Here is a 21766-nt window from a genome sequence, read left to right as displayed (position 1 = left end):
TCCCCGCATGTGCCCGCATTGCGTTCCGGACGGGCACGCCTTTCCATGATGACTGTCGCCCCCGGCCACGGCACCTCGCCCACGGCCGACCGTGTCAGGAGGACACTCCATGCCCGACAAGGAACCGCGCGCCGAGCTGGACGAGCGCTACAGCGACAAGCAGGCGACCGCGGTGCCCTGGTCGCAGGCCGTCACCCGGCTGGCGGAGGCGGAGCTGTACTGGCTGACGACCGTACGCCGGGACGCGCGACCGCACGTCACGCCGCTGATCGGCGTCTGGGCGGACGGGGCGCTGCACTTCTGCACCGGCCCCCAGGAGCGCAAGGCCAAGAACCTCCGGGGCAACGCGCACGTCGTCCTCACCACCGGCACCAACACCCTCCACGAGGGCTTCGACCTGGTCGTGGAGGGCGAGGCGGCGCGCGTGACGGACCCCGGCCGGCTGCGCGCACTCGCCGCCGCCTGGGAGGCGAAGTACGGCGCCGAATGGCATTTCGACGTGGGCGACGGCGTGTTCGTCAATCCGGAAGCGGGCGAGGCCCTGGTCTTCGCGGTGGCCCCGCGCACCGCCTTCGGCTTCGGCAAGGGCGGTTACAGTCAGACCCGCTGGCTCTTCGCCTGACGCGTCCCGCCGTTGGCGGAGGCGACCGTGATCGCCACGGAGACGGCGGCCACGACGGTGATCGTGGTGCCGGGGCCGAGGTACTGGGCGATGCCGCCCGCGATCGCGGCGCCGATGCCCTGCCAGGTCATCCGGCCGGCCGATTCCACTCCCTGGACCTGGCCGCGTACCGGGTCGGGGGTCAGCTCGAGCAGCCGCTCCTGCAGGGGCAGGGTGGCCGCGAACCCGATACCGGCGCCGAACACCGCGACCGCCGCGAGCACGACCGGCGGGTGGAGCGCGAAGAGCAGGTACGGGACGGCGAGCAGCAGCCGCAGGGCAAAGGCGCAGCGGCGTCGCCGGTCGGCGGTGAGCAGTCGGCCGACGGTCAGGTCGCCGAGGAGCATGCCGGCCGATCCGGCGGCGAGGAAGGTCCCGGCGTGGCCCGGGTCGTAGGAGATGAACAGCGCCTCGCAGCCGACGACCAGGCCGTTGGGGACCCACAGGTTGAGCAGCAGGAGGCGTCGGCCGGGGTCGGCGAAGAGCGCGGCGTTGGTGGTCCAGGTCTGCCGGAACCCGGGGCGGCGGGTGAGGCGGATCGAGTGCTCCCGTACGGTGGCCGCCACCACGGCCAGTGCGAGTGCGGTCAGGACGGCGGCGACGACGAACACCCCGTGCGGGGTCAGGAACCTCAGCAGTACCGCGCCGGTCGCGTAGCCGAGGATCGCCATGCCGCCCGCGGTGATGTTCATCAGGGAACGGGCCGTCGCGTAGGCGGAGTCGGGCACCACCTCGGCGAGCAGCCCCATCCGGGTGCCGGTCCCCAGGGACTGGAAGAACCCGAGCACCAGCAGCAGCGCGAACCGGACGGCCAGCGGCAGGCCGGGTATCGCCTGGGCTGCGACACCCGCCAGCGAGAGGCACTGGAGCGCGACGAGGGTGCGCCGCGGACGCTTGCCGTCCGCGACGGACATCAGGGTGAGGGCGCCGAGCACCGCCGCGAACGTGGCGCCGTACATGCTCACGGCCGTCAGGAACGGCGAGTGGGTCTGCTGGTTGACGATGGTGCCGAGCGCGAAGCCCGAGAGGGTGGTCGCGGCGACCGTCAGAGTGAAGCCGGCGTACAGTCCGGCGAACTCGCTGTCGCGCAGGAGTTCGCGATATCCGGTGGTGGCGGCGGCGGGCGCGCTGGGCGCGGAGGTGGGAGAAGGCATAAAAAAAGCCTTCGGACGTGTGCGCGGGGGCGCACGCCGGAGGCCAACGGGTGCATTCTAGCAGCATTTCAGCCCTCGGGCGCCGGCGTCACCCTCTGTGATCGTACGGCGATGCGGTCCAGGCCCCGGGCCCGCATGATGAAACGGCGGGGCGCCCTGCCATCCGCACATGTCAGACCGGACCGGCCGGAGGGATCGAGATGCACGCGGAGCGGTACGAGCTGGTGTTTCCCGAAGGCGCCGCGGAGGGCCAGGACGTGGTGGTCGTGAGCCGTACGCAGCGCGCCGGCCCCGGCGGACACCCCGTCTACTCCGACGAAACCGGCATCGTCCAGGCGGAGATCAGCGACCAGGGCGAGGTCCGCATGCTCCCGTCGGGTGGTCAGCAGGTGCCCGCCCACGGGGTCCAGGCCCGCCCGTTGCCCGAGTGACGCAGGTGACGCGGGTGCCAGGTAGGCTCGGTGGATGGCGAAGTACTTCGATGTGCACCCCGAGAACCCCCAGCCGCGCACCATCAGCAGCGTGGCAGACAGCATCCGGTCCGGCGCGCTCGTCGCGTACCCCACGGACTCGTGCTTCGCGCTGGGCTGCCAGCTGGGCAACCGTGAGGGAATGGCCCGGATCCGGTCGATCCGGAACCTCGACGAGCGGCACCACTTCACCCTCGTCTGCCAGAACTTCGCGCAGCTGGGTCAGTTCGTGCACATCGACAACGACGTGTTCCGCGCGATCAAGGCGTCGACGCCGGGCCCGTACACCTTCATCCTCCGGGCGACGAACGAAGTACCGCGTCAGCTGATGCATCCGAAGAAGAAGACGGTCGGTGTCCGGATTCCCGACCACACCGTCACCCAGGCCCTGCTCGCCGAACTCGGTGAGCCGCTGCTCTCCAGCACCCTGCTGCTGCCCGACGAGGACGAGCCCATGACGCAGGGCTGGGAGATCAAGGAGCGGCTCGAGCACCTGGTGGACGCCGTCCTCGACTCGGGTGACTGCGGTACCAAGCCCACCACCGTCATCGACTTCTCCAGCGGCGAGGCCGAGATCGTCCGCCCGGGGGCGGGAGACACCACCCGCTTCGAGTAGCCCCGCTCATCACCCCGGGTGGGCCAGTTCGCGCACGGTGGCCATGTCACTGAAGGGGATCAGTTCCTCGCCGACGATCTGGTGCGGCTCGCTCCCCTTGCCGGCGATCAGCACCGTGTCGGCGGGGCCCGCGACGGACAGGGCGAACGCGATGGCCTCCCGGCGGTCGGCGAACCGCTCGAACGGCGTGCCGGTGGCCGCGAGGCCGGGGGCGATCTGGTCCAGGATGGCCTCGGGGTCCTCGTGGCGGGGATTGTCCGAGGTGAGGACGCAGAGGTCGGACTTGGTGCCGGCGATGCTCCCCATTTCGGCGCGCTTGGTCGTGTCGCGGTCCCCGCCGCAGCCGAAGACGGTGATGACCCGGCCGCGGGCGAACCCCCGGATCGTGGTGAGCACCTTGTTCAGGGAGTCCGGTGAGTGCGCGTAGTCGACGACCACCGAGGTGCCGAGCGGGGTCCGGAAGCGCTCGAACCGGCCGGGGACGGGCGGCATCCGGTCCAGGGCGGCGACCAGGGGGCCCACGTCGTGGCCCAGGAGGTGGCAGGCCGCCAGGGTGCCCAGGGCATTGGCCACCGAGAACCGGCCGGGGACGGGGATCGAGGCCGGATACGCGCGCCCGTCGTGGTGCAGGGTGAACCGCGTGCCGGAGGCGCTCACGACGAGATCGGTGGCCCGGTAGTCGGCCGGGGCGTCCAGGGCGTACGTGGTCACCGCGCCCGGCATCATCGGCACGATGCGGGCGCCCACGGGGTCGTCCACGTTCACCACGGCGCGTTGGCACAGCCCCTGGAACAGGCGCAGCTTGGCATCGCGGTAGTTCGCCATCGTTCCGTGATCGTCCAGATGGTCCTGCGTCAGGTTGGTGAAGACGCCGACGTCGATGAAGGTGCGGTCCACGCGGTGGGTCAGCAGAGCCATCGACGTGGCCTCGAGCACCGCGCTCCCGGTCCCGCGGTCGCGCATGTAGCCCAGAAGGTATTGGAGGTCGGGTGATTCCGGCGTGGTCAGCACGGATCGCGGCATCGGGATGAGCTCGTCGCCGATCCGGCTGCCGGCCGTCCCGATCACCCCCACCTTCGCGCCCTCCGCGATGCGCAGGACGGATTCGACCATGTACGACACCGAGGTCTTGCCGTTGGTACCGGTGATCGCCACCATGTCCATCTGCCGTCCCGGTTCGCCGAAGTAGCGGGAGGCCACGACCGCGGCGGCCGTCCGGGTGTCCGGCACCCGTACGGCGCACGCGCCCGGAGGCCACGTCGGCCCCGGGATATCCCCTGCTCCGCCGTCGACGAGCACCGCGGCGGCGCCCCGCGCGAGGGCGGCCGGCACCGAGACCGGGCCGCCCTCCTCATGGCCGGGCACCGCGACGAACACCGAACCCGGCATCACCCGCTCCACGTCGAAGGTGATTCCGGCGGTGATCGGTGTGTTCTCCGGGTCACCCCGGAGAACGTGGTGCTCCTGCCCGGCCAGCAAAACGCTCAGCTTCACAAAGATCCCTTCGAGGCGGCTCGGCCCCGATCGTGCGGGCCGCGGCCGGGCGACGGTCTCCGACGGCACGCCGAAGACCGCGGTGGTGACTGTGTCCGTCCGTCCTTCCGGAACCAGAGCCGGAGGCGGAGCCGGACGTGGCAGTCGTCCCGGCGGGGAAGGCGCGGCGGACGTACGCGAAGAGCGGCGAACCGGCCGTGGAGGCCGGCGCGGATCCGCGGAAGATCGCTAGCCGTGGCCGTGCAGAGCGATACGGCGCGTCTCGGGCACCTCGGCCACGGCGTCGGCCGTGGTGTGCGGGCCGACGGCCGCCGGACCTGCGGCGACCGGGCACAACGCGAAGGCGGCCCGCGGCGGGCACTGCCTCGTCGTACGTGTGCGACCCATGGGCCGAGTGTACGGCCGGTGGGGCGGTCCGAAATCCACCGTGCTGTCGTGGAAGTCGCTGAGCACGCAGCCGCCGACGAGGGCCTTCTCCGTTCAGCGACGGAGCGTCGCAGCCGCGCCCGCGATGACGGTACCGAGCGAGCAGGTGAGCATGACGGCCCGCAGCCTGCTCGCGTTACCGCAGGTGAGGGCAGTCTGGAGCCGGTCCAGCAGTCCGTCTTGCCCCTCCTGGCCGTGGGACCCGTCCTGCGCGGGCTCCCCCGGAGCATCGGGCACGACGCTGCGGCGCAGGAGCGCGCAGTGGACGCAGGGGGCACGGTCACCGTCGGTGGCGTCGAGCCAGTACGCGCCGTCGAGCACCGCGTACGTCTGTGGGGTGGTGGCTTCCATGACCCTGCAACTGCCGCACGAGCGGGTGGGGTACGAGCCGACGGGCGGTCGCAACCGAATCGGTATCGGGGTGTCTCCGGCGGCCTGCCGCACGGCCTGCCCTAGACGCGGATCCCCTCGTCCCGGTCTTCGCCGGCCGCCGACACCTGGTGGATGCGCAGGGCCAGTTGCAGTTCCAGTGCCCGCTCCGGAAGCTGCCAGTCCCGTCCGAGCAGCCGCCCGATGCGGTCCAGGCGCTGCACCACCGTGTTGACGTGGACGTGGAGCGCCGCCCGGGTCTTTGCCTGGCTCATGCCGAGCGCGAAGTAGGTCCGCAGGGTGTGGGTGAGGTCGGTGCCGCGCTTCGCGTCGTAGTCCAAGAGCGGGCCCAGGGTCTGGCGTACGTAGCCGCCCAGGTCCGTCTGGTCACCGAGCAGCAGGCCGACGAAGCCCAGATCCGCGAGGGCGGCCCCGGTCCCCCGGTGGCCCAGGGCGTGCAGGGCCGCCAGGCAGCGGCGCGCTTCCGCGTGCGCCTCGGCGAAGTCGGGCGGGCCGGTCACCGGGCGTCCCGCCGCCCCGACGGTGACCGGAACGGCCACGGCCTGGCCCAGTTCGGCGGCGAGCGAGGCGGCGCAGGTGCTGGGGGTGTCGGAGGGACAGATGAGGACCACGTCGTCGTGGTGCTGCCCGGCCAGCCCCTTGCGCGCCTGAGCGGTGCGGGCGGCCGCGGCCAGCAGCCGCGGCCGGGGGATCGTGTCGGCGTGCAGGACGAACACCGCGTGCGGCTGGTTGAGGTTCACTCCGAGCCGGCGGGCACGGGCCGACAGACCGGCGGGGTCGGCGGCCCGGGTGAGGAGGTCGCCCAGCAGTTCGCCCCGTACGCGGTCCTCGGTTTCGGCGACCGAGCGGCGCAGGAGCAGCAGCAGGGCGGTGACGACGCTGGCCCGTTCGAAGAGCCTGCGGTCGGCGTCGTCGAGGTCGGGGCGGCCGGTCAGGGCGATGCTGCCGAGGAGTTCGTGTCCGGCGAGTACCGCGCACACCCAGGTGCCCTGGACGGGGACCGCGCGGCCTCCCGCCCGGGAGGTGGCCACGGCCTGTGGCGGCGGGGGCTGCGGGTCCGCGCCGGCCCGGGCGAGTTCGGTTCCGTCCGCGTCGTGGATGAGCATGCCGCCCTGCAGGACGGTGCCGATGGCGGTCGCGACCTCGGTGATGCCCGCTCCGCGCAGCACCAGGTCGGTCAGCCGGTCGTGGGCGTCCTCGGCGCGCCTCATGGCCCGGCTGTGGGCCTCGATGGTCTGGGAGGCCGCGTTGAGGTCGACCAGTGCGGTGCGGGTCTCCTCCAGGAGCCGGGCGCTGTCGATGGCGATGGCGGCGTGGTCGGCGAGCGAGGCGAGCAGGGCTACCTCGTCCGGTGTGAAGGTGCGGGCGGTGCGGTCGGCGGCGTAGAGGACGCCGATCACGCGGGTGCCCAGGCGCAGCGGTACCCCGAGGATGGCCCGTAGTCCCTCCTCCGCGACGGCGCTGTCGATCGTCGCGGTGTGCTTGAACCGCGGGTCGTCCCGGTAGTCGCCGGTGGTGTACGGGCGGGCCGTCTCGGCGACCAGCCCGCCCAGGCCCTCCCCCATGCCCAGGCGCACCTGCTGGAAGGCGGCGGAGACGGAGCCGTCGGTCACCCGCATGTAGGTGTCGCCGGCCTCGTCGTCGTTGAGGGACAGGTAGGTGACGTCCGTACCGAGGAGCAGTTTGGCCCGGTGGACGATGGCCCGCAGTACGGCGTCCAGGTCGCGCAGCGCGGCGAGGTCGCCGGCGGTGTCGAAGAGGGCCGCCAGTTCGGCCTCGCGGCGGCGGTGCTGGCTGAGTGTTCGGCGGATGGCGAGCGCCACCTGGGTGGCCTCGGCGATCTCCTGCGTCCGCGCGGCGGAGAGGCCTGCCTGCCGGGCGGCTTCGGCCGGCCGCGCGAAGTGTTCGGCCGGCGCGCCCTCGGCCAGCAGATCCAGCAACTGCCGCAGGACGGCCCAAGCCTCGCCGTCGCCGGGGCTCTTCGCGGTGGTGGGCATGTCGGGCTCTCCGTGGTGCGGGGCCGGTCGCCGCCGCTGACGACAGCGGCGGCGGCGACCGTCGGGGGTGCCTGGTCCGGGACCTGTCCTAGTTCCCGGGGGACGCCAACTCGGCGCCGGCCTCGGCCCGGCGGCCGCCGGGGACGGGGACCGGGGTCGCGCCGTACGACCGGGCCAGGTTACGCCCGCGCGTTTCCCGGGCCGCGAGCACGGTCACGCTCGTGACGAGCGCCGCCGCCGCGAGGTAGATCGAGATCGGCAGCGAGGAGTCGTAGTCGTCGAGCAGGGCCACCGCGATGATCGGGGCGAGGGCGCCGCCGATGATGGAGGCGAGCTGGGATCCCATCGAGGCGCCGGAGTAGCGGACCTTGGTGTCGAACATCTCGGAGATGAAGGCCGCCTGGGGTCCGTACATCGCGCCGTGGAAGAGCAGTCCGATGGTGACGGCGGCGGCGATGACCGGGAAGGACTTGGAGTCGAGCATCGCGAAGAAGGCGAACGCCCAGCCGGTCATGCCGAGCGAGCCGATGAGCGTGACCGGCCGGCGGCCGATCCGGTCGGACAGCGCGCCCCACGCCGGGATGGTGACGAAGTGGACGGCGGAGCCGATCAGGACGGCGTTCAGGCCGTTGCTCTTGGACAGCCCCAGGTGGGTGGTGACGTAGACGAGCAGGAACGCCGTGAGGATGTAGTAGGAGATGTTCTCGCCGAGGCGGGTGCCGATCGCGGTGAGGACGCCCCGCCAGTTCGTACGGAACACCTCCACCACGGGCGGCTTCTCCCTGGCGCCGACGGCGGCCTGTTCGGCGGCCTTGGCCTGGGCTTCGAGGAAGAGCGGGGATTCGGAGACCGACACCCGGATCCACAGACCGATCACCACGAGCACACCGGAGAGCAGGAACGGGATCCGCCAGCCCCAGGCGAGGAAGGTCTCGTCGGACTGGAACGCGGCCAGCAGGGCGAGGACGCCGGTGGCGAGCAGGTTGCCGCCGGGGGCGCCGGCCTGGGGCCAGGAGGCCCAGAAGCCGCGGTTCTTGTCGTCGCCGTGCTCCGAGACCAGCAGGACCGCGCCGCCCCACTCGCCGCCGAGCGCGAAGCCCTGGATCAGGCGCAGCACGGTCAGCAGGACCGGTGCGCCGACGCCGATGCTCGCGTGGGTGGGCAGCAGGCCCATCGCGAAGGTGGCGCCGCCCATCATGAGGAGGCTGAGCACGAGGAGCTTCTTCCGGCCGATCTTGTCCCCGTAGTGGCCGAAGACCAGGCCGCCCAGCGGGCGGGCCGCGAAGCCGATCGCGTAGGTGAGGAACGCGAGGAGGGTGCCGACCAGTGGCTCGCTGCTGGGGAAGAACAGCTTGTTGAAGACGAGCGCGGCGGCGGACCCGTAGAGGAAGAAGTCGTACCACTCGATGGTGGTGCCGATGAGGCTGGCGCTGATGACGCGGCCGATGCCGCCTCTCGATGCGGGAGATGCCGGAGATGCCTTGGATGCCTGGGATGACATGGCGGGGAAACCCACTTTTCGGCTGGGGACGGGAGGGAGGGGGAGGCGTGCGCGGAGCGGTGTTCAGGCGGCTGTCCAGCCGCCGTCCAAGGGGATCGAGGCACCGGTGAGGTAACCGGTGTGGGGTCCGCAGAGCCACAGGGCGACGGCCGCGACCTCTTCCGGTTCGATCAGCCGCTTGACCGCGGAGCGGCTGAGCATCACCTCGCCGACCACCTGGTCGGCGTCGATGCCGTGAGCGGCGGCCTGGGCCGCGATCTGCTGTTCCACCAGAGGCGTGCGCACGTAACCCGGGCTGACGCAGTTGCTGGTGATGCCGTGCGGAGCGCCTTCGAGGGCGGCGACCTTGCTCAGGCCCTCGAGGGCGTGCTTCGCGGTCACGTATCCCGCTTTGAACGCACTGGCCCGCAGGCCGTGGACGCTGGAGATGTTGACGATCCGTCCCCAGCCTCGTGCCCGCATGTGCGGCAGGGTCCGGCGGAGCAGCAGGAACGGGGCGTGGACCATCACCTTCTGGATGAGTTCGAAGCGGTCCGGGGGAAACTCGGTCAGTGGTGCCACGTGCTGGAGGCCCGCGTTGTTGACCAGGATGTCGATGTCGGCCGGCAGCCCCTCCACGAGACGGCCCTGGGCCAGGTCCACGACGTGCGGCGTGCCGCCGATCTCCTGGGCGACGGACGTGGCTGCCCGGGCGTCGATGTCCACGACGTGGACGCGGGCCCCGGCCGCGGCGAGGGCCGTGGCGCAGGCGCGCCCGATGCCGCTGCCGGCGCCGGTCACCATGGCGGTGCGGCCCGCGAGGCCGACACCTGCTGTCCCGTCGAACGCGGGAGTGATTCCGCTTGTCATGGCCGGAATCATGCGCGACATCCCCGCGCCGCTCCCATGTGTGTACCCACCACACTCGGCACCGCGCATGTGTCTGACATCGCCAGTGGTCACGACCGGGGCCGGCTCGGGGTGGCCGGCTCCGGGTGGCCGGATCGTGCGCTCGTGGGCCGGGCCGCGTCCGACGATGATGGCCCGATGGACATACGGGTGGAGACACGACCGGTGGACACACGACCGTTGGAACACACCGGGGCGTACACCGCGTCGGCCGAGTTCTACGACCTGCTGCACGCCCGGTCGTACCACCGGCACGCCCAGGCGCTCGCCGGTCCGGCCGCGGCGGCCCGGATCGGGATCGTCGAGGTGGGCGCGGGCACCGGCCTGGTCACCGAGGTGCTGATCAACGCATCGATCGTGCCGGTCCACGCCGTCGAACCGGCCGCCGCGATGCGGGCGTTGCTCCTCTCCCGCCTGCACCCCCCGGCCGGCGGTTCCGCCGCGGACCGGGTGACCGTGCACGCCTGTTCCGCGCTCGACCTGTCGCTCACCGGGCAGGCGGATCTCGTGGTCTGTCTCCGGATGATCCCCTGCCTGCCGCCCGACGAGCGGCGGGCGCTGTGGCGGACGATGGCGGATCTGCTGGTGCCGGGCGGCCTGCTCTTCCTGGACCGCCCGCCCACCCGGCTCCCGGCCCGGCCCACCCGGCGCTCACTGGGCGAGGTGCGCCTGGGCATCGACAGCTACCGCGGACACGTCACCGCGCGCGCCGACGACGGCGGCCGGATCCGCTGTGACTACACCTACCTGGTGTGCCGCCGGGGCCGGATCCTGCGGCGGGCCGAGGAGACCTTCCTGCTCTGGCCGATGACCTCCCAGGAGCTGGCCGCGGAGCTCGCGCGGGCCGGCCTCGTCCTGGAGGACGACCTGACGGCAGACGTGCTCCGCGTACGCCGCAGGCCCTGACCACAGCCTGACCACGGGCGCGGCCGGCCGCCGGGTCACTTCCCCGCGGCGGCCTGTGCCCAGGCCCGGGCGAAGAGTTCGTGCGGCGGGGCCGGTGCCAGGAGGCGGGTGAACGGGCCGTGGAAGTCCGAGGTGTCGGCGGACACCACGTGGGCGGGGAGTTTGGCGGTCTCCAACGGGAGGTGGGGCGCCTTGAACTCCGCCCACTCACCCGGGACGAAGGCCGTCCGTCCCGCGCGGGCCCGCCTGCCGGTGGTGATCGCGCCCGCCGCCAGGAGTTCCGCCTGGGCCGCCTTGTGGCGGGCGGGTGTCCAGCCGTTCCAGCGGCGCACGTTGCGGTCGGTGGGCCGGGCCAGGGACAGCAGCTGGAGGTGGAGGGCGGCGGCGTCCGCACCGACCCCGAGGGCGCCCGCGACCTCGGCGACCAGCTGCGGAGCGCTCAGCGCCGGATTCGGCTCGTACCCGCCCGGCGGCACGGGGGTCGAGGACGCGCGGGCGACCATCCGGGCGAGTCCCTCGCCGCACACGGCCTGGATCCGCCGGACGGCCTCCAGCACCCCGGGCAGGCCCAGTTCGCCGCAGAGGCGCACCGCCCGGTCCACCCGCTGCGGATCGGCCAGCGCGGCCGGCCGCAGGAACACGTCACGGCCCGGCACCGCGACCACGAACAGCCCGTCGTCATACGCCACGGACGGCTCGGTGTCCTCCCGGTAAGGCGGCTCAGGGCAGGGCAGCACGGTGCCCTCGTACGGGACGAAGGCCGGGTCCTCGGCCGCCGCCCGGCCCAGCGTGGAGTTCCAGCACAGCGGGATCAGCGTCCCCGGGTCGTCCAGCCGCGCCCGCAGGGCGTCGTACAGGGCGGCGGCGCCCTGCGCAGCCGGATCACCGGCCGGACGTTCCGTCAGCGCCCAGGCCACGACGGACGCGGGCTCGGCGTGGAAGGGCCGTCCGACGCTCAGCCGGCGGCCGGCGCTGCCGTCCGCTTCGGCGTGGTGCAGGGCGAGCCCGCCGCTCCGGCTGCCCACCAGGACGAACCCGGCGCCGCCCGGGATCTGGGCCTGCGCGGATGCCCGGCCGGCCGCGAGGGCGCGCGCCCAGCCGTCGCCCAGGCCCAGGTCGGCCTCCAGCGCGCCCGCCAGCTCCTCGTCCACATACGGGGTGGTGCCGAGCAGTTCCGCCCAGACGGCGGCCATCCGTTCGGCCGCCGCCGTCATTCCGGCACGCTCCCACAGCTCGGCCGGGTCCTCGGGCACGCCCGCCGCGAGCACCGCACGCCGTCCGGCGTCGCCGAGGCGGTGGCAGAAGTCGCCGTACTCGCGGGCCATGTCCTTGTTCGCCTTGTACGGGGCCGCGCGCAGCAACTTCAGGTGTTCGTCGTGGTCCTGCCGCCGGGGCAGCCCGCCGAGCACCAGGGCGGCGATCGAGCGCCGGACTCCCGTACGCCACGAGAACAGGTCCAGCGCCTCGGGCGGCGCCGCGAGCGGTCCCCGCTCCGCGACCAGGTGCAGCAGCCGGGGCAGCCGCGCCGCGTCGTCGCGGCCGATGGTGACGGTGGCGAAGCCCTCCCCGTCCGCGGCATCGGTGCCGGGTTCTGTTTCGGGCGCCGGGTCCGCCGCGGGCTGTACGAAGCGTGCCAGACCGCCGCGCTGGGGTCCGGAGGCCACCGGCCGTCCTGCCGCCCGGCAGCGTTCCGAGCGCAGCAGGAGCCACAGCCAGGCCGCCGCGTCGTTCCTCGACTCCGGGAACACCTCCAGCAGCCGGGCGTTCACCTCGTCGTCCTGCGGGTGGTCGGCCAGCAGTGCGCCGACCGCGTCGAGCAGGGTGTCCGGTACGGCCTTTCCGCGCGCCGCGCCGATCAGCGGGGCCAGCACCCGCGCCTCCTCGGCCGGGTCGAGCCCGGCGGCGCGCACCGACGCCCGGACCCTGCGGGCCAGATCGGCGGGCGGCTCCCCGGGCGAGGCGGCCCAGGCGGTGAGGACCCGTACGTACTGCTCGTGCGCGCCCGCGGGGTCCAGCTCTGCGGCCAGCCATCCCTGGTGGCCGCTCAACTCCTTGACCGGGAGGGCACCGGCGCGGGCGAACAGCAGCACGTTCTCCCGGCGCCAGGCGGGATCGACGGGCAGTGCGTGCTGCCGCTCGGCGGTGCGGGCCAGGGTGTACGCCCGCCCGGCGGCCTTCAGGTCCCAGGAGATGAGCCGGTGGGCCATCGTGTCCCAGAACCAGGGCAGATGGCCCGGCGGCAGCGCTCGGGCGAGGTACGCCATCCCGTCCAGGGCGCGTCCCGCCTTCGGGTACGCCCGCGAGATGCGGTCGCGCACGTCGGCGAGCAGGCCGACCGCGGCGGCTTCCGCACCCGGGTCATGGGCGCGCACCCAGTCGGCGTACGCCTCCGACCTGTGGGGTTCCGACGGAAGGGGGACGGGAAGGTTCATGCCTTCGATCTTGCAAGGCAGCACTGACGACAACTCCGCGGCGGCCGGGAGGGTCTCTCGGCCGGAGTTCCGCGAAAGCTTGTCGAGAACGGTTTGTGCGTACTCGTGGGTATCGCGGCACGATAGCGCCGGGATTTGATACTTCTGGACCAGTCCGTGTGCACACTGCCCGCGGGAAGGACGTGACCATGCTGGATTTTCTGCGCCCCAAGACCGTCGTCTGCCCGTATTGCCGGGCCACCGACAAGGAAGGGGTCGCGCGGACCCTGAGCGCCGTGGCGGGCTCGCTGTCGGTGACCTGGCATACGGCGGCCTGCCCGCACTACGCCGCCGACCTGATCCTCGCCGACGGCGAGAACAGGAACTAGCCCGCCGCCGGGTCGGGGACGAGGCCGTCGGCCACCAGGCCGGCCAGTACCGCCTGGCCCAGGGCGTGCACGGCGGACTGGGGGCGCACCATCACGGTGAACTCCTTGACCCGGCCCGCCTCGTCGAGCTGGAGCAGGTCGATCCCGTGGATCTGCTTGCCGTTCACGACGGCCCGGAACGGCAGGATCGCCGAGGGGGCCTCCTCGCCGTCGGCGCTGGTCTCGGCCGCTCCCTCCAGGTAGCCGACGTAGTGGAGGTCCTCGAACACGCGCAGCAGGACGCCGAAGAGTCCCAGCACCATCGGCTTGCCCTCGAACGGGGTGAACTTCACCGGGCTGTAGAGCCGGATGTCCTCGGTGAACAGGTCGTCCAGCGCGGTGAGATCGCGCTTCTCCACGGCGGCGCGGAAGCGTTCGGCAGTCTCCATGACTCCTCCTGATACTCAAGAATATGACTAATCAGTTTCTTGAGTATGATGCACCGGACGGACGAGGCGAGGGAAGGGGCTGCGGCGATGGCTTTGCGTCATGCCGTGCTGGCGGCGCTGCTGGACGGCGAGTACAGCGGGTACCAGCTGGCGAAGGTGTTCGACATCAGCGTCGCGAACTTCTGGCCCGCACTCCCCCAGCAGCTGTACGCCGAGCTGGCCAAGCTGGAGAAGGACGGCCTGGTCGCGGGCCGGGAGGTGGTCCAGGAGACCCGGCCCAACAAGCGCCTGTTCCACGTCACCGACGCCGGCCGCGCCGCGCTGGAGGAGTTCGCCGCGGCCGCCGCGAAGCCCGCGGTCATCCGCGACGATCTGCTCGTCAAGGTCCAGACCGCCGACCGCATCGGCACCGTGCCGGTGATCGAACAGCTCGAAGCGCGGGCGTCCTCCGCCGAGGCCAAGATCGAGCTGCTCGACAAACTGCTGCGGCAGATGCGCGGCGACGCGGACGAGGAGGAGTTCCTCCTGCGCGGCGAACGCATCGGCGGATACCTGACGTGCCTGCGCGGCGTGGCCTTCGAACAGGGACACCGTGACTGGTGCATGCGGACCGCCGCCGTTCTGAGGGAAAGGCTGACCACGCGTGACGAACGGTGAGTACCTGCGCTACGTCGCCCTGGGCGACAGCCAGACCGAAGGCATAGGCGACGGCGACGACACCATCGGGCTGCGGGGCTTCGCCGACCGGCTCGCCGAGCACCTCGCGGCCGTCAACCCCGGGCTCCGGTACGCCAATCTGGCCGTACGCGGGCGCCTGGCCGGCCAGGTCCGCGCCGAGCAGCTGGCGCCCGCCCTGGCCCTGCGGCCGGACCTGGTCAGCGTCGTCGCCGGGGTCAACGACCTGCTCCGGCCCCGGTTCGACGCCGTGGAGGTGGCCGGGCACCTGGAGGAGATGTTCGCCGCGTTCACGGCGGCCGGCGCCCACGTGGTGACGGTGACCGTCCCGGACCTCGGGGAGATCGCGCCGCTGGCCCGGCCGCTCGGGTCCCGCGTGTCCGGCCTCAACCACCACATCCGCGCCGCGGCCGCCCGCCACGGGGTCACGGTCGCCGAGATCGGCCCGCAGCCCGTCGCCACCGACCGGCGGCTGTGGAGCGCGGACCGTCTCCACGTCAGTCCCGTCGGCCACGAGCGGATCGCCGCAGCCCTCGCCGAGGCCCTCCGCCTCCCCGGCAGCGACGACTCCTGGACCCTCCCCCTGCCGCCACTGGCGGCTCCCGGCCCCCTCCAGGCGGCCGGAGCCGAACTGCGCTGGGTGGCCGGGTTCCTCGGCCCCTGGATCGGCCGCCGCCTGCGCGGCCGCTCCTCCGGCGACGGCCGCACCGCGAAACGGCCCGAACTCCTGCCGCTGGGTTAGGGGGCGCCCGTACAGCAGCCGTCGCGGAGCATCTGGTGCAGGACGGTGCGCCAGTCCCCGGAGGGTGCGCCGGAGGGTGCGCCGGAGGGTGCGCCGGAGGGTGCGCCGGAGGGCGAGTCGGAGGGTGCGCCGGAGGGCGAGTCGGGGGCGGCGTGCCGGGTGAAGGCCCCCTCCAGGGTGGCGCGTTCGCTCAGGGTCCCGCCGCGCACGGTCGCCCGTACGCGGATCAGGTCGGCGAAGTCGGTGAAGGGGTCCCCGTCCACGAGGGTGAGGTCGGCGATCCGGCCCGGTTCGACCGTGCCGAGCCGGTCGGCCACGCCGAAGACCCGGGCCGGAGTACGGGTGACGGTGGTGAGCGCCTCCGCCGGGGACAGGCCGTACCGGTGCAGGGCGCGCAGGGCCAGGTGGAGGTGGAGGCCGACCGGGGTGAGCGGGGCGTCGGTGCCGAGCGCCAGGCGGCCGCCGCCCGCCAGCAGCCGCCGGTAGGCGGTGACTTCCCGTTCCAGGGCGGCGCTCTGCTCCGCGGTCGGCGGCTGGGCGGCGGCGGCCCGGACGGCCTCCACGTCCCAGGGCGGCATCAGATCGGTGACCCGGGCGTCGGCGGCGAGCGCCGGATCGGCGCCGATCATCGGCAGGGCCGTGAAGGGGGTGGCGACGAGGTCGAAGCCGCCACGGGTGTAGACCTCCAGGGTGTCCTGGTAGGTGTGGCCCATCGGGGTGGCGCCGTGGCCGTACTCGGCGCGCTCGGTCGCGACCAGGTGCGTGGTCAGGTCCTGGCCGGACTGGATGCCGGGGGCGCACAGGTGGGAACCGGCCAGTACGCCGAGCCGGTCGTGGGCGAACCGGGCGGCGTCCTCCATCAGTTCGTACGGGGCGCGGACGTAGGTCTTGACGAAGTCCCAGTCCAGCGCCTCGGCCCGGGCCAGCGAGCGAGCGAATCCCTCGCGGGTGCGGTGGGCGCGGCCCATGCTGTAGGCGACCCGGGAGCCGTCGAGGAGCTCGCCGCCGGCCAGCAGCCGGGGTGCGGCGAGCCGGCCGGCCCGGATGTCCTCGCGCAGCCGGGCCTGTTCGTAGGCGGAGCCGCCGAGGGAGACCGCGGTGGTGACCCCGTACGCGAGGTGCAGCGCGCCCTGCCGGGCACCGTAGGTATACGGATACGGGTGGACGTGGGAGTCCCACAGGCCGGGCAGGACCGTGCCGGTGGACGCGTCGACATGGCGCCCCGCGCGGCGGCCCGGCCGGTGGGGCTCGACGGCGGTGATCCGGCCGCCGCTGATGAGGATGTCCGCGTCGGCGCGGGGCGGTGAGCCGGTGGCGTCCCACAGCAGTCCGGCGTGTACGACGGTGTCGACGGGGGCGGGGCGGCGGTAGGCCAGGGTGACCGGCACGGTCCGGGGGGCCGCGGCGGGTGCGCCCGCACCGTCGAGGGTGAGCAGGCGCAGCCGGGCGCAGGACTGGTAGAGGAGGGTGCGGGAGTCGGCGGACCACGAGGGGTGGTCGGCGGGCTCGTCGGTGAGGAGGCGGGCCGGTCCGGTGGGAGTGCCGTCGGGGGCGACGGGCAGCAGCCACAGGGCCGACTCGCTGACACAGGCCAGGAACCGGCCGTCGGGCGACCAGACGGGGCCGGAGGCGTAGCGGTCCGAGAGCGAGGCGTGTGGGGCGAGCGCGTGGAGGCGCGCGGAGCCGTTGGTGGTGTCGACGATCCGGATGAGGTTGTAGCCCTCGCGGAAGCGGCGGCTGAGGCGGTTGCGGTCGCACAGGGCGACGTACCGTCCGTCGGGCGACCAGCTGGGCGGGCCGGGCAGGCCACCGCCGCCGAGGGCGGCGACCAGGGGGGTCTCCGTGCCGGTCGCGAGTTCGCGGACGAGGAGCCGTCCGGCGAGGTCCAGCGCGGCGAGCCGCGTGCCGTCCGGCGAGAGGGCCCCGTAGACGCGGCCGCCCGCGGCGAGGACGCTCTCGCGGCCACCGGTGAGTTCCCTGCGGCGTACGGTGTTCAGCCCGTCGCGGTCGTCGGTGTAGAGCAGGGCCCGGCCGTCCGGGGTCCACACCGGTCCCTGGACGTATGCGGTGGCGGGGGCCTGGACGATCTTGCGCGGTGCGCCGCCGGTGACGGGCGCCACCCACAGGGCGTTGAGTGCGGCGAAGGCCACGCTGCGGCCGTCGGGCGACAGGGACGGCAGGTGGATGCCGCGCACCGGGCGGCTCCTCTCGGCCTCCAGGACGTACTGCTTGAACCGGCGTCGGGGGCGGGGCACTTCGAGGGTGGCGTCGAGGGGAATCGCGCGGCCGGTGGTGTCCCCGTCGGGTTCGATCACCCGGAAACGGCCGTCGAGGGTGATCAGCAGGCGGTCGTCGCCGATCCAGCGCGGGGGCGCGGGCGCGAGGTCCCCGTCGAGGTCGGCCCGGCGGCCGTCCACGTACAGGCTCAGGCTCTCGGCCTTGCGGGGACCCGGGGCCGCGGACAGCCATGCGGTGCGGCCGGCCGGGGAGAGCGCCGGGCTGCGCAGGCTGCCGTCGGTGACGGTGTGTTCGATCCGTACGGGGCCTTGGGCACCGGCGGGGACGGAGGCGAGGGTGCGGGCGGTCAGGGTCTCGCCGGTGAGCGTGCCGCGGACGAACAGCACGCGGGAGCCGTCCGGCGACCAGACGGGGTCGAAGTCCTCCCACGCGGCGGCCTGGCCGTCCTGGTCCTGTTGGCCGGGGCCGGGCTGCCCCGGCAGGCCCGTCAGGCGGCGCAGGAGGCCGTCGGCGACCGAGACGGTCCAGATCCGGTACGGACTGCCCCCCACCGGATCGCCGCCGCGTTCGGAGCAGAAGGCGAGGGTGCGGCCGTCGGGCGACCAGGCGGGCGCGCGGTGGTCGAACGGGCCGTCGGTGAGCCTGCGCAGGCCCGACCCGTCGGCGCGCATCACCCAGATGTGGAAGGCGCCGCCGCGGTAGGCGCTCATCGCCACCTGACGGCCGTCCGGGGAGAAGACGGGCCGGCCGGGCTCCAGGTCGGGCGGGGTGAGCGGGGTCGCGGGCGATCCGTCCGCGGGCAGGGACCAGAGGATGTTCTGGACCTCGGCGATGACGCGGTCCCCGGAGGCGGTGGCGGTGGCGGCTCCGTTGGTGGCGCGGGTGAAACGCAGCCGGACCGGGTCCCCGGCCGCCGGGGAGACCGGACTGCCCTGTGCCGCCACGGCCGTCGGGGGGCGGCCGGCCAGCGCCGCCAGGGCTCCGGCCGAAGCCGCCTGCAGAACCGTCCTGCGCGCAATCCGCATGCCGACCACTCGCCTCACGCATCGATGACCGCCCGACCACTCGTCAGCCACCCAAACGATCACGGCCCCGCCATGGCAACGGCCGGCGGCTGGCTGACCACGGTGGCCGGCCGGATGTGCCTGGACATGCTGCGTTCGCGGACCACGCGGCGCGAGGATCCGCTGCACGACCAGGCGTTCACCGTGCGGGACGGCAAGATCATCGCTCTCGACATCCTCACGGACCCCGCGCGCCTCGCACGCCTCGACCTGAGCGTCATCGACGCCTGAACCGCCGGCCGGCCACCGACGGTCGGCTCGCCTCCGGGCCTGCGCGCGGCCGTGCTCGGCGGCGGGGTCATTCCGGCGGCCGCCGCGTGTCCTGCCGAGGTAGCGGCGGTACGGGGGCGGGCAGGAACTTGGCCGACTTGAGGGCCAGTTGCCCGGCGAAGTACGCGGCGGCGTCGGGGCGCATCCGGGCCAGGGCGACCATGCCCGTAATGACGACGTCGCAGACCTCGTCGTGGACGTCCTCCCAGCTGTGGGAGCGGCCCTTGCGGGGATTGGTGCCCTTGGCGCCGATCACGGCCTGGGCCGCCTCGCCGAACTCCTCCCCGATCTTGAGCACTTGGAGCAGGTGACTCTCCTCCGGCCGCAGCCCCTGCTCGGCGTCGGAGGCGTCGAAACGGGCGGCGAGTGCGGTGATCGTGTCCCATGCGGCGAGCGGTTCGGTCTCGGGGTTCATCGTCGTACCTCCGTCGAGAGGGGCAGCACCTTATCGACTCGCCCGCCGAGGACGGGGTCAGGGCAGGGGCCGGGGCCGGGGACGACCCGGCACCGATTGTCCCGTTGTCGGTGGCTACCAGGGGGATGCAGACGGTTCCTCACGGGTCGTAACGGAGGCAATTCGACAGGTAGTTATTGGATGAATACCTGACTGAATTCCCGTCAATAAGACCCTGCCCTATATCTCGATTTGATAACGACTCCCCCTTGAAGGCCTGGACCAATCATCAGCGACGCGCGTAACTACCCTTGTTTTACTGGAAATTGATGGTTCGTCAAATCAGATCAACAGGTAACGGAACGATTTCTCGAAGCACCCTCCCGTTTGTCCGAATTCTCCGGCGCATTCGTCTGGCAGGCTTCCGCGCACCCAGTCTTCCGATCTCCATTTGAGGTGCCCATGACAGGACGACGCAGACGGCACGAACACCGCCGCAAACCCAGGCGGTTGATACTCCTCACCGCCGCCACGGCAACGGCGGCGGTGATTGCCGCAGGCATCGCCTACTCCGGACTCGGCGACGGAGCCCAGGCGGCCGCGCCCGCGGAGGCCGCGGCGGAAGTCGCGGCTCCGGCGGCCGCACCCGCCCGCGACCAGGAGCCGGAGCCCATCGCGAGCGCGCCCGCCAACGAGGGCGAGCGCGGCATGATCTACGACGGCCTCGAGGTCGCCCAGAAGGGCGACCGGTGCGTCGGCGTCTACCGCACCGGCGCAGGCCACTGCACCCACGGCCCCGACGCCCCGCCCAAGGGCGTCGACATCACCAAGGACATCGCGCCCGCCGTCCAGGCATCGGCCCCCGCGGCCGACCCGGCCAAGCCCGCGACCGATGACCCGGCGACCACGGAAGGCGGCGGGCGTCCTCAGGACGCGCCCGCCGCCGACGCCGCCGCGGCATCCTCGAAGGCGCCGGCTCCCGCGGCCTCGTCCGCCGGCGGCCAGGCCGTCGCGGCCGGCCCCGCGGGCCAGACCGTCCAGTGCGACGGCGACGGCAGCACCGGCAACCGCGTGCAGGTCGTGTACGTCCACGCCCCGGGCAAGGACCGCTACTCCGAGTACGTCGCCTCGTTCCGCAAGTGGGCGGCCGACGCCGACCTCATCTACTCCGCGAGCGCGCAGGAGACCGGCGGGGTCCGGCACATCCGCTACGTGACGGCCGCCGACTGCACCCCCACGGTGCTCAACATCGAACTCCCGGCGTCCGCGCTGGGCGAGTTCAGCGCGACCAACACCGCACTCGCCGGCAAGGGCCTCGACCGCCGCGACCGCAAGTACATGATCTTCGCCGACACCCAGGTCTACTGCGGCATCGGCACCTTCAACGGCGACGAGCGGCCCGGCCAGGCGAACCTGAGCAACTTCGGCCCCTCCTACGGGCGTACGGACTCCGGCTGCTGGGGCGGGCACACCGCCGCGCACGAACTCGGCCACAACCTGGGTGCGGTCAACAACAGCGCCCCGAACACCAGCCGCGGCGCGCACTGCACCGACGAGTTCGACGTCATGTGCTACTCGGACACGCCGTACTACCCGCAGATGCGCAACATCTGCACCAACCAGGCGTCCGAGAACATCCTGGACTGCAACCACGACGACTACTTCCACACCAGTCCGAAGGCGGGCAGCTACCTCGCCACGCACTGGAACATCGCCGACAACCAGTTCCTGATGCGCACCAAGGGCGGCACCGACCCGGGTCCGAACCCGAACCCGAACCCGACGCCCACCAAGAAGCCCACGCCGACGCCGACCAAGAAGCCCACCGGCGGACCGACGGTGACGGCGGCTCAGATCCAGTCCGACTCCGTCGTGGTGAGCTGGCCCAAGGTCGAGGGTGCCTCCTGGTACCAGGTCATGCTGGGCGGCAAGCACCTGACCTGGGTGCAGTCCCAGGCGCTCCGCATCTACAACCTCCAGCCCAACACCGCGTACACGGTCACCGTCTCCGTGCGTGACGCCTCCGGCCGTGACAGCGGACCGGGCAAGGCCGCCTCCTTCCGTACGGCGGGCGCGGGCGGCGGCGCGACCACCCCCGGCGCCAAGTACCTGCTCGGCAACGGCAGCACCGGCATGAACGCCGAGGTGTGGGGCGGCCGCGGCGCGGACGGCACCGTACTCGTCGGTGCGCGGGCCAACGGATACGCCCAGCAGCAGTGGTACTTCGACGACGCCGGCAGCGGGCAGGTCCGCATCCGGTCCGCGGTCTCCGGCAAGTGCCTGCAGCCGGGCGGTACCCCCGCCGCGGGCATGTGGGTCGCGCAGCAGCCCTGCGGCGCGAACGGCGCGCAGGCCTGGAAGCTGGCGTCCCGCGGTGCCACGGTCACCGTCACGGACCCGAGCGGCGGCTTCGCCCTGACCGTGAGCAACCGCCCCTACTACGGGAACTGGCTGCTCGACCTCCAGCGTGCGGACGGGCGCGCCGCGCAGGCGTGGACCGTTCAGAAGGCCGGCTGACCCGACCGGTCGACCGACCTGCTGACCGGCTTGGGGAACCGTCACCGACGCCCTGAGCCGAACCACCCCCGGCGGGCGGCCGCACCAACGCGGCCGTCCGCCGGTCCCCTCACCCCAGCCACCCGGAGCACCGCC

General features: G+C 72.9%; 20 protein-coding genes. 9 read left to right on the top strand and 11 right to left on the bottom strand.

Annotation, left to right across the window (positions count from 1 at the left end; translation table 11 throughout):
• Window positions 1–109 precede the first annotated feature (109 nt).
• A complete protein-coding gene (locus tag OHA89_RS34390) occupies window positions 110–622 on the top strand; it encodes a pyridoxamine 5'-phosphate oxidase family protein (RefSeq protein WP_215147179.1) in 513 nt (170 codons plus the stop codon).
• Here OHA89_RS34390 and OHA89_RS34385 read toward each other — a convergent pair.
• On the bottom strand, window positions 598–1815 hold the full coding sequence (locus OHA89_RS34385; RefSeq protein ID WP_406367850.1) for an MFS transporter: 1218 nt from the start codon (window positions 1813–1815) through the stop codon (window positions 598–600). The genes OHA89_RS34390 and OHA89_RS34385 overlap by 25 nt on opposite strands.
• 200 nt (window positions 1816–2015) lie before the next feature.
• On the opposite strand from OHA89_RS34385, the gene OHA89_RS34380 reads away from it, so the two are divergent.
• On the top strand, window positions 2016–2246 hold the full coding sequence (locus OHA89_RS34380) for a DUF6296 family protein (RefSeq protein ID WP_215147175.1): 231 nt from the start codon (window positions 2016–2018) through the stop codon (window positions 2244–2246).
• 34 nt (window positions 2247–2280) lie between these two features.
• Complete coding sequence (locus OHA89_RS34375; protein ID WP_257558412.1) at window positions 2281–2901, top strand: L-threonylcarbamoyladenylate synthase; 621 nt, start codon at window positions 2281–2283, stop codon at window positions 2899–2901.
• Between the two features lie 9 nt (window positions 2902–2910).
• Here the strand turns inward: OHA89_RS34375 and OHA89_RS34370 are convergent, their stop codons facing one another.
• From OHA89_RS34370 to OHA89_RS34345, 6 genes are all read right to left on the bottom strand, one after another.
• The gene (locus OHA89_RS34370) at window positions 2911–4395 is read right to left on the bottom strand and encodes a UDP-N-acetylmuramoyl-L-alanyl-D-glutamate--2,6-diaminopimelate ligase (RefSeq protein ID WP_406367849.1); all 1485 of its coding nucleotides are present in this window, start codon (window positions 4393–4395) and stop codon (window positions 2911–2913) included.
• Between the two features lie 228 nt (window positions 4396–4623).
• On the bottom strand, window positions 4624–4782 hold the full coding sequence (locus OHA89_RS34365) for a hypothetical protein (RefSeq protein ID WP_266611736.1): 159 nt from the start codon (window positions 4780–4782) through the stop codon (window positions 4624–4626).
• A 93-nt stretch (window positions 4783–4875) separates the two neighbouring features.
• The gene (locus tag OHA89_RS34360) at window positions 4876–5172 is read right to left on the bottom strand and encodes a hypothetical protein (RefSeq protein ID WP_266611734.1); all 297 of its coding nucleotides are present in this window, start codon (window positions 5170–5172) and stop codon (window positions 4876–4878) included.
• Between the two features lie 101 nt (window positions 5173–5273).
• A complete protein-coding gene (locus OHA89_RS34355) occupies window positions 5274–7208 on the bottom strand; it encodes a helix-turn-helix domain-containing protein (RefSeq protein WP_406367848.1) in 1935 nt (644 codons plus the stop codon).
• Window positions 7209–7296: 88 nt separating this feature from the next.
• Window positions 7297–8709: an MFS transporter gene (locus OHA89_RS34350; RefSeq protein WP_257558402.1), complete on the bottom strand. Its 1413-nt coding sequence runs from the start codon at window positions 8707–8709 to the stop codon at window positions 7297–7299.
• Window positions 8710–8772: 63 nt separating this feature from the next.
• Window positions 8773–9558, bottom strand: coding sequence for a 3-hydroxybutyrate dehydrogenase (locus OHA89_RS34345; RefSeq protein ID WP_215147162.1), 786 nt, complete (start codon window positions 9556–9558; stop codon window positions 8773–8775).
• Between the two features lie 204 nt (window positions 9559–9762).
• On the opposite strand from OHA89_RS34345, the gene OHA89_RS34340 reads away from it, so the two are divergent.
• Window positions 9763–10503 carry a class I SAM-dependent methyltransferase gene (locus OHA89_RS34340; RefSeq protein ID WP_266611730.1) on the top strand — a complete coding sequence of 247 codons (741 nt, stop codon included), beginning with the start codon at window positions 9763–9765 and terminating at the stop codon, window positions 10501–10503.
• Window positions 10504–10538: 35 nt separating this feature from the next.
• Here OHA89_RS34340 and OHA89_RS34335 read toward each other — a convergent pair whose 3' ends face one another.
• The gene (locus OHA89_RS34335; protein ID WP_406367847.1) at window positions 10539–12935 is read right to left on the bottom strand and encodes a hypothetical protein; all 2397 of its coding nucleotides are present in this window, start codon (window positions 12933–12935) and stop codon (window positions 10539–10541) included.
• Between the two features lie 188 nt (window positions 12936–13123).
• Between OHA89_RS34335 and OHA89_RS34330 the strand changes: the two genes are divergently transcribed.
• A complete protein-coding gene (locus OHA89_RS34330; RefSeq protein ID WP_215147156.1) occupies window positions 13124–13303 on the top strand; it encodes a hypothetical protein in 180 nt (59 codons plus the stop codon).
• On the opposite strand, the gene OHA89_RS34325 is transcribed toward OHA89_RS34330, so the two are convergent.
• Complete coding sequence (locus OHA89_RS34325) at window positions 13300–13731, bottom strand: nuclear transport factor 2 family protein (protein WP_215147154.1); 432 nt, start codon at window positions 13729–13731, stop codon at window positions 13300–13302. The genes OHA89_RS34330 and OHA89_RS34325 overlap by 4 nt on opposite strands.
• 87 nt (window positions 13732–13818) lie before the next feature.
• Between OHA89_RS34325 and OHA89_RS34320 the strand changes: the two genes are divergently transcribed.
• Both OHA89_RS34320 and OHA89_RS34315 read left to right on the top strand, forming a co-directional pair.
• Complete coding sequence (locus OHA89_RS34320; protein WP_266611726.1) at window positions 13819–14388, top strand: PadR family transcriptional regulator; 570 nt, start codon at window positions 13819–13821, stop codon at window positions 14386–14388.
• Window positions 14375–15148 carry an SGNH/GDSL hydrolase family protein gene (locus OHA89_RS34315; RefSeq protein ID WP_266611724.1) on the top strand — a complete coding sequence of 258 codons (774 nt, stop codon included), beginning with the start codon at window positions 14375–14377 and terminating at the stop codon, window positions 15146–15148. Before OHA89_RS34320 ends, OHA89_RS34315 begins: the two co-directional genes overlap by 14 nt.
• On the opposite strand, the gene OHA89_RS34310 is transcribed toward OHA89_RS34315, so the two are convergent.
• Complete coding sequence (locus OHA89_RS34310; RefSeq protein WP_406367846.1) at window positions 15145–18411, bottom strand: amidohydrolase family protein; 3267 nt, start codon at window positions 18409–18411, stop codon at window positions 15145–15147. The two genes, OHA89_RS34315 and OHA89_RS34310, sit on opposite strands and share 4 nt — an antisense overlap.
• Window positions 18412–18483: 72 nt before the next feature.
• Here OHA89_RS34310 and OHA89_RS34305 point away from each other — a divergent pair, with 72 nt between their 5' ends.
• Window positions 18484–18681: a hypothetical protein gene (locus OHA89_RS34305; RefSeq protein WP_266612622.1), complete on the top strand. Its 198-nt coding sequence runs from the start codon at window positions 18484–18486 to the stop codon at window positions 18679–18681.
• A 67-nt stretch (window positions 18682–18748) separates the two neighbouring features.
• Here OHA89_RS34305 and OHA89_RS34300 read toward each other — a convergent pair whose 3' ends face one another.
• Window positions 18749–19135 (bottom strand): MazG-like family protein, encoded by a 387-nt coding sequence (locus OHA89_RS34300; protein ID WP_406367845.1) that lies wholly within the window; start codon window positions 19133–19135, stop codon window positions 18749–18751.
• Window positions 19136–19576: 441 nt separating this feature from the next.
• Between OHA89_RS34300 and OHA89_RS34295 the strand changes: the two genes are divergently transcribed.
• Window positions 19577–21631: an RICIN domain-containing protein gene (locus OHA89_RS34295; protein WP_406367844.1), complete on the top strand. Its 2055-nt coding sequence runs from the start codon at window positions 19577–19579 to the stop codon at window positions 21629–21631.
• Window positions 21632–21766: the final 135 nt, after the last annotated feature.

It is taken from the genome of Streptomyces sp. NBC_01546 (genome assembly GCF_045208355.1).
Classification (GTDB): domain Bacteria; phylum Actinomycetota; class Actinomycetes; order Streptomycetales; family Streptomycetaceae; genus Streptomyces.
Note: the sequence above shows the minus strand (reverse complement) of the source record. Positions and strands in the feature narration are given on the sequence as shown.

Coding starts and splice junctions, on each gene's coding strand:
- OHA89_RS34390 (WP_215147179.1), top strand. CDS start 110: ATGCCCGACAAGGAACCGCGCGCCGAGCTGGACGAGCGCTACAGCGAC.
- OHA89_RS34385 (WP_406367850.1), bottom strand. CDS start 1,815: ATGCCTTCTCCCACCTCCGCGCCCAGCGCGCCCGCCGCCGCCACCACC.
- OHA89_RS34380 (WP_215147175.1), top strand. CDS start 2,016: ATGCACGCGGAGCGGTACGAGCTGGTGTTTCCCGAAGGCGCCGCGGAG.
- OHA89_RS34375 (WP_257558412.1), top strand. CDS start 2,281: ATGGCGAAGTACTTCGATGTGCACCCCGAGAACCCCCAGCCGCGCACC.
- OHA89_RS34365 (WP_266611736.1), bottom strand. CDS start 4,782: ATGGGTCGCACACGTACGACGAGGCAGTGCCCGCCGCGGGCCGCCTTC.
- OHA89_RS34360 (WP_266611734.1), bottom strand. CDS start 5,172: ATGGAAGCCACCACCCCACAGACGTACGCGGTGCTCGACGGCGCGTAC.
- OHA89_RS34355 (WP_406367848.1), bottom strand. CDS start 7,208: ATGCCCACCACCGCGAAGAGCCCCGGCGACGGCGAGGCTTGGGCCGTC.
- OHA89_RS34350 (WP_257558402.1), bottom strand. CDS start 8,709: ATGTCATCCCAGGCATCCAAGGCATCTCCGGCATCTCCCGCATCGAGA.
- OHA89_RS34345 (WP_215147162.1), bottom strand. CDS start 9,558: ATGACAAGCGGAATCACTCCCGCGTTCGACGGGACAGCAGGTGTCGGC.
- OHA89_RS34335 (WP_406367847.1), bottom strand. CDS start 12,935: ATGAACCTTCCCGTCCCCCTTCCGTCGGAACCCCACAGGTCGGAGGCG.
- OHA89_RS34330 (WP_215147156.1), top strand. CDS start 13,124: ATGCTGGATTTTCTGCGCCCCAAGACCGTCGTCTGCCCGTATTGCCGG.
- OHA89_RS34325 (WP_215147154.1), bottom strand. CDS start 13,731: ATGGAGACTGCCGAACGCTTCCGCGCCGCCGTGGAGAAGCGCGATCTC.
- OHA89_RS34320 (WP_266611726.1), top strand. CDS start 13,819: ATGGCTTTGCGTCATGCCGTGCTGGCGGCGCTGCTGGACGGCGAGTAC.
- OHA89_RS34310 (WP_406367846.1), bottom strand. CDS start 18,411: ATGCGGATTGCGCGCAGGACGGTTCTGCAGGCGGCTTCGGCCGGAGCC.
- OHA89_RS34305 (WP_266612622.1), top strand. CDS start 18,484: ATGGCAACGGCCGGCGGCTGGCTGACCACGGTGGCCGGCCGGATGTGC.
- OHA89_RS34300 (WP_406367845.1), bottom strand. CDS start 19,135: ATGAACCCCGAGACCGAACCGCTCGCCGCATGGGACACGATCACCGCA.
- OHA89_RS34295 (WP_406367844.1), top strand. CDS start 19,577: ATGACAGGACGACGCAGACGGCACGAACACCGCCGCAAACCCAGGCGG.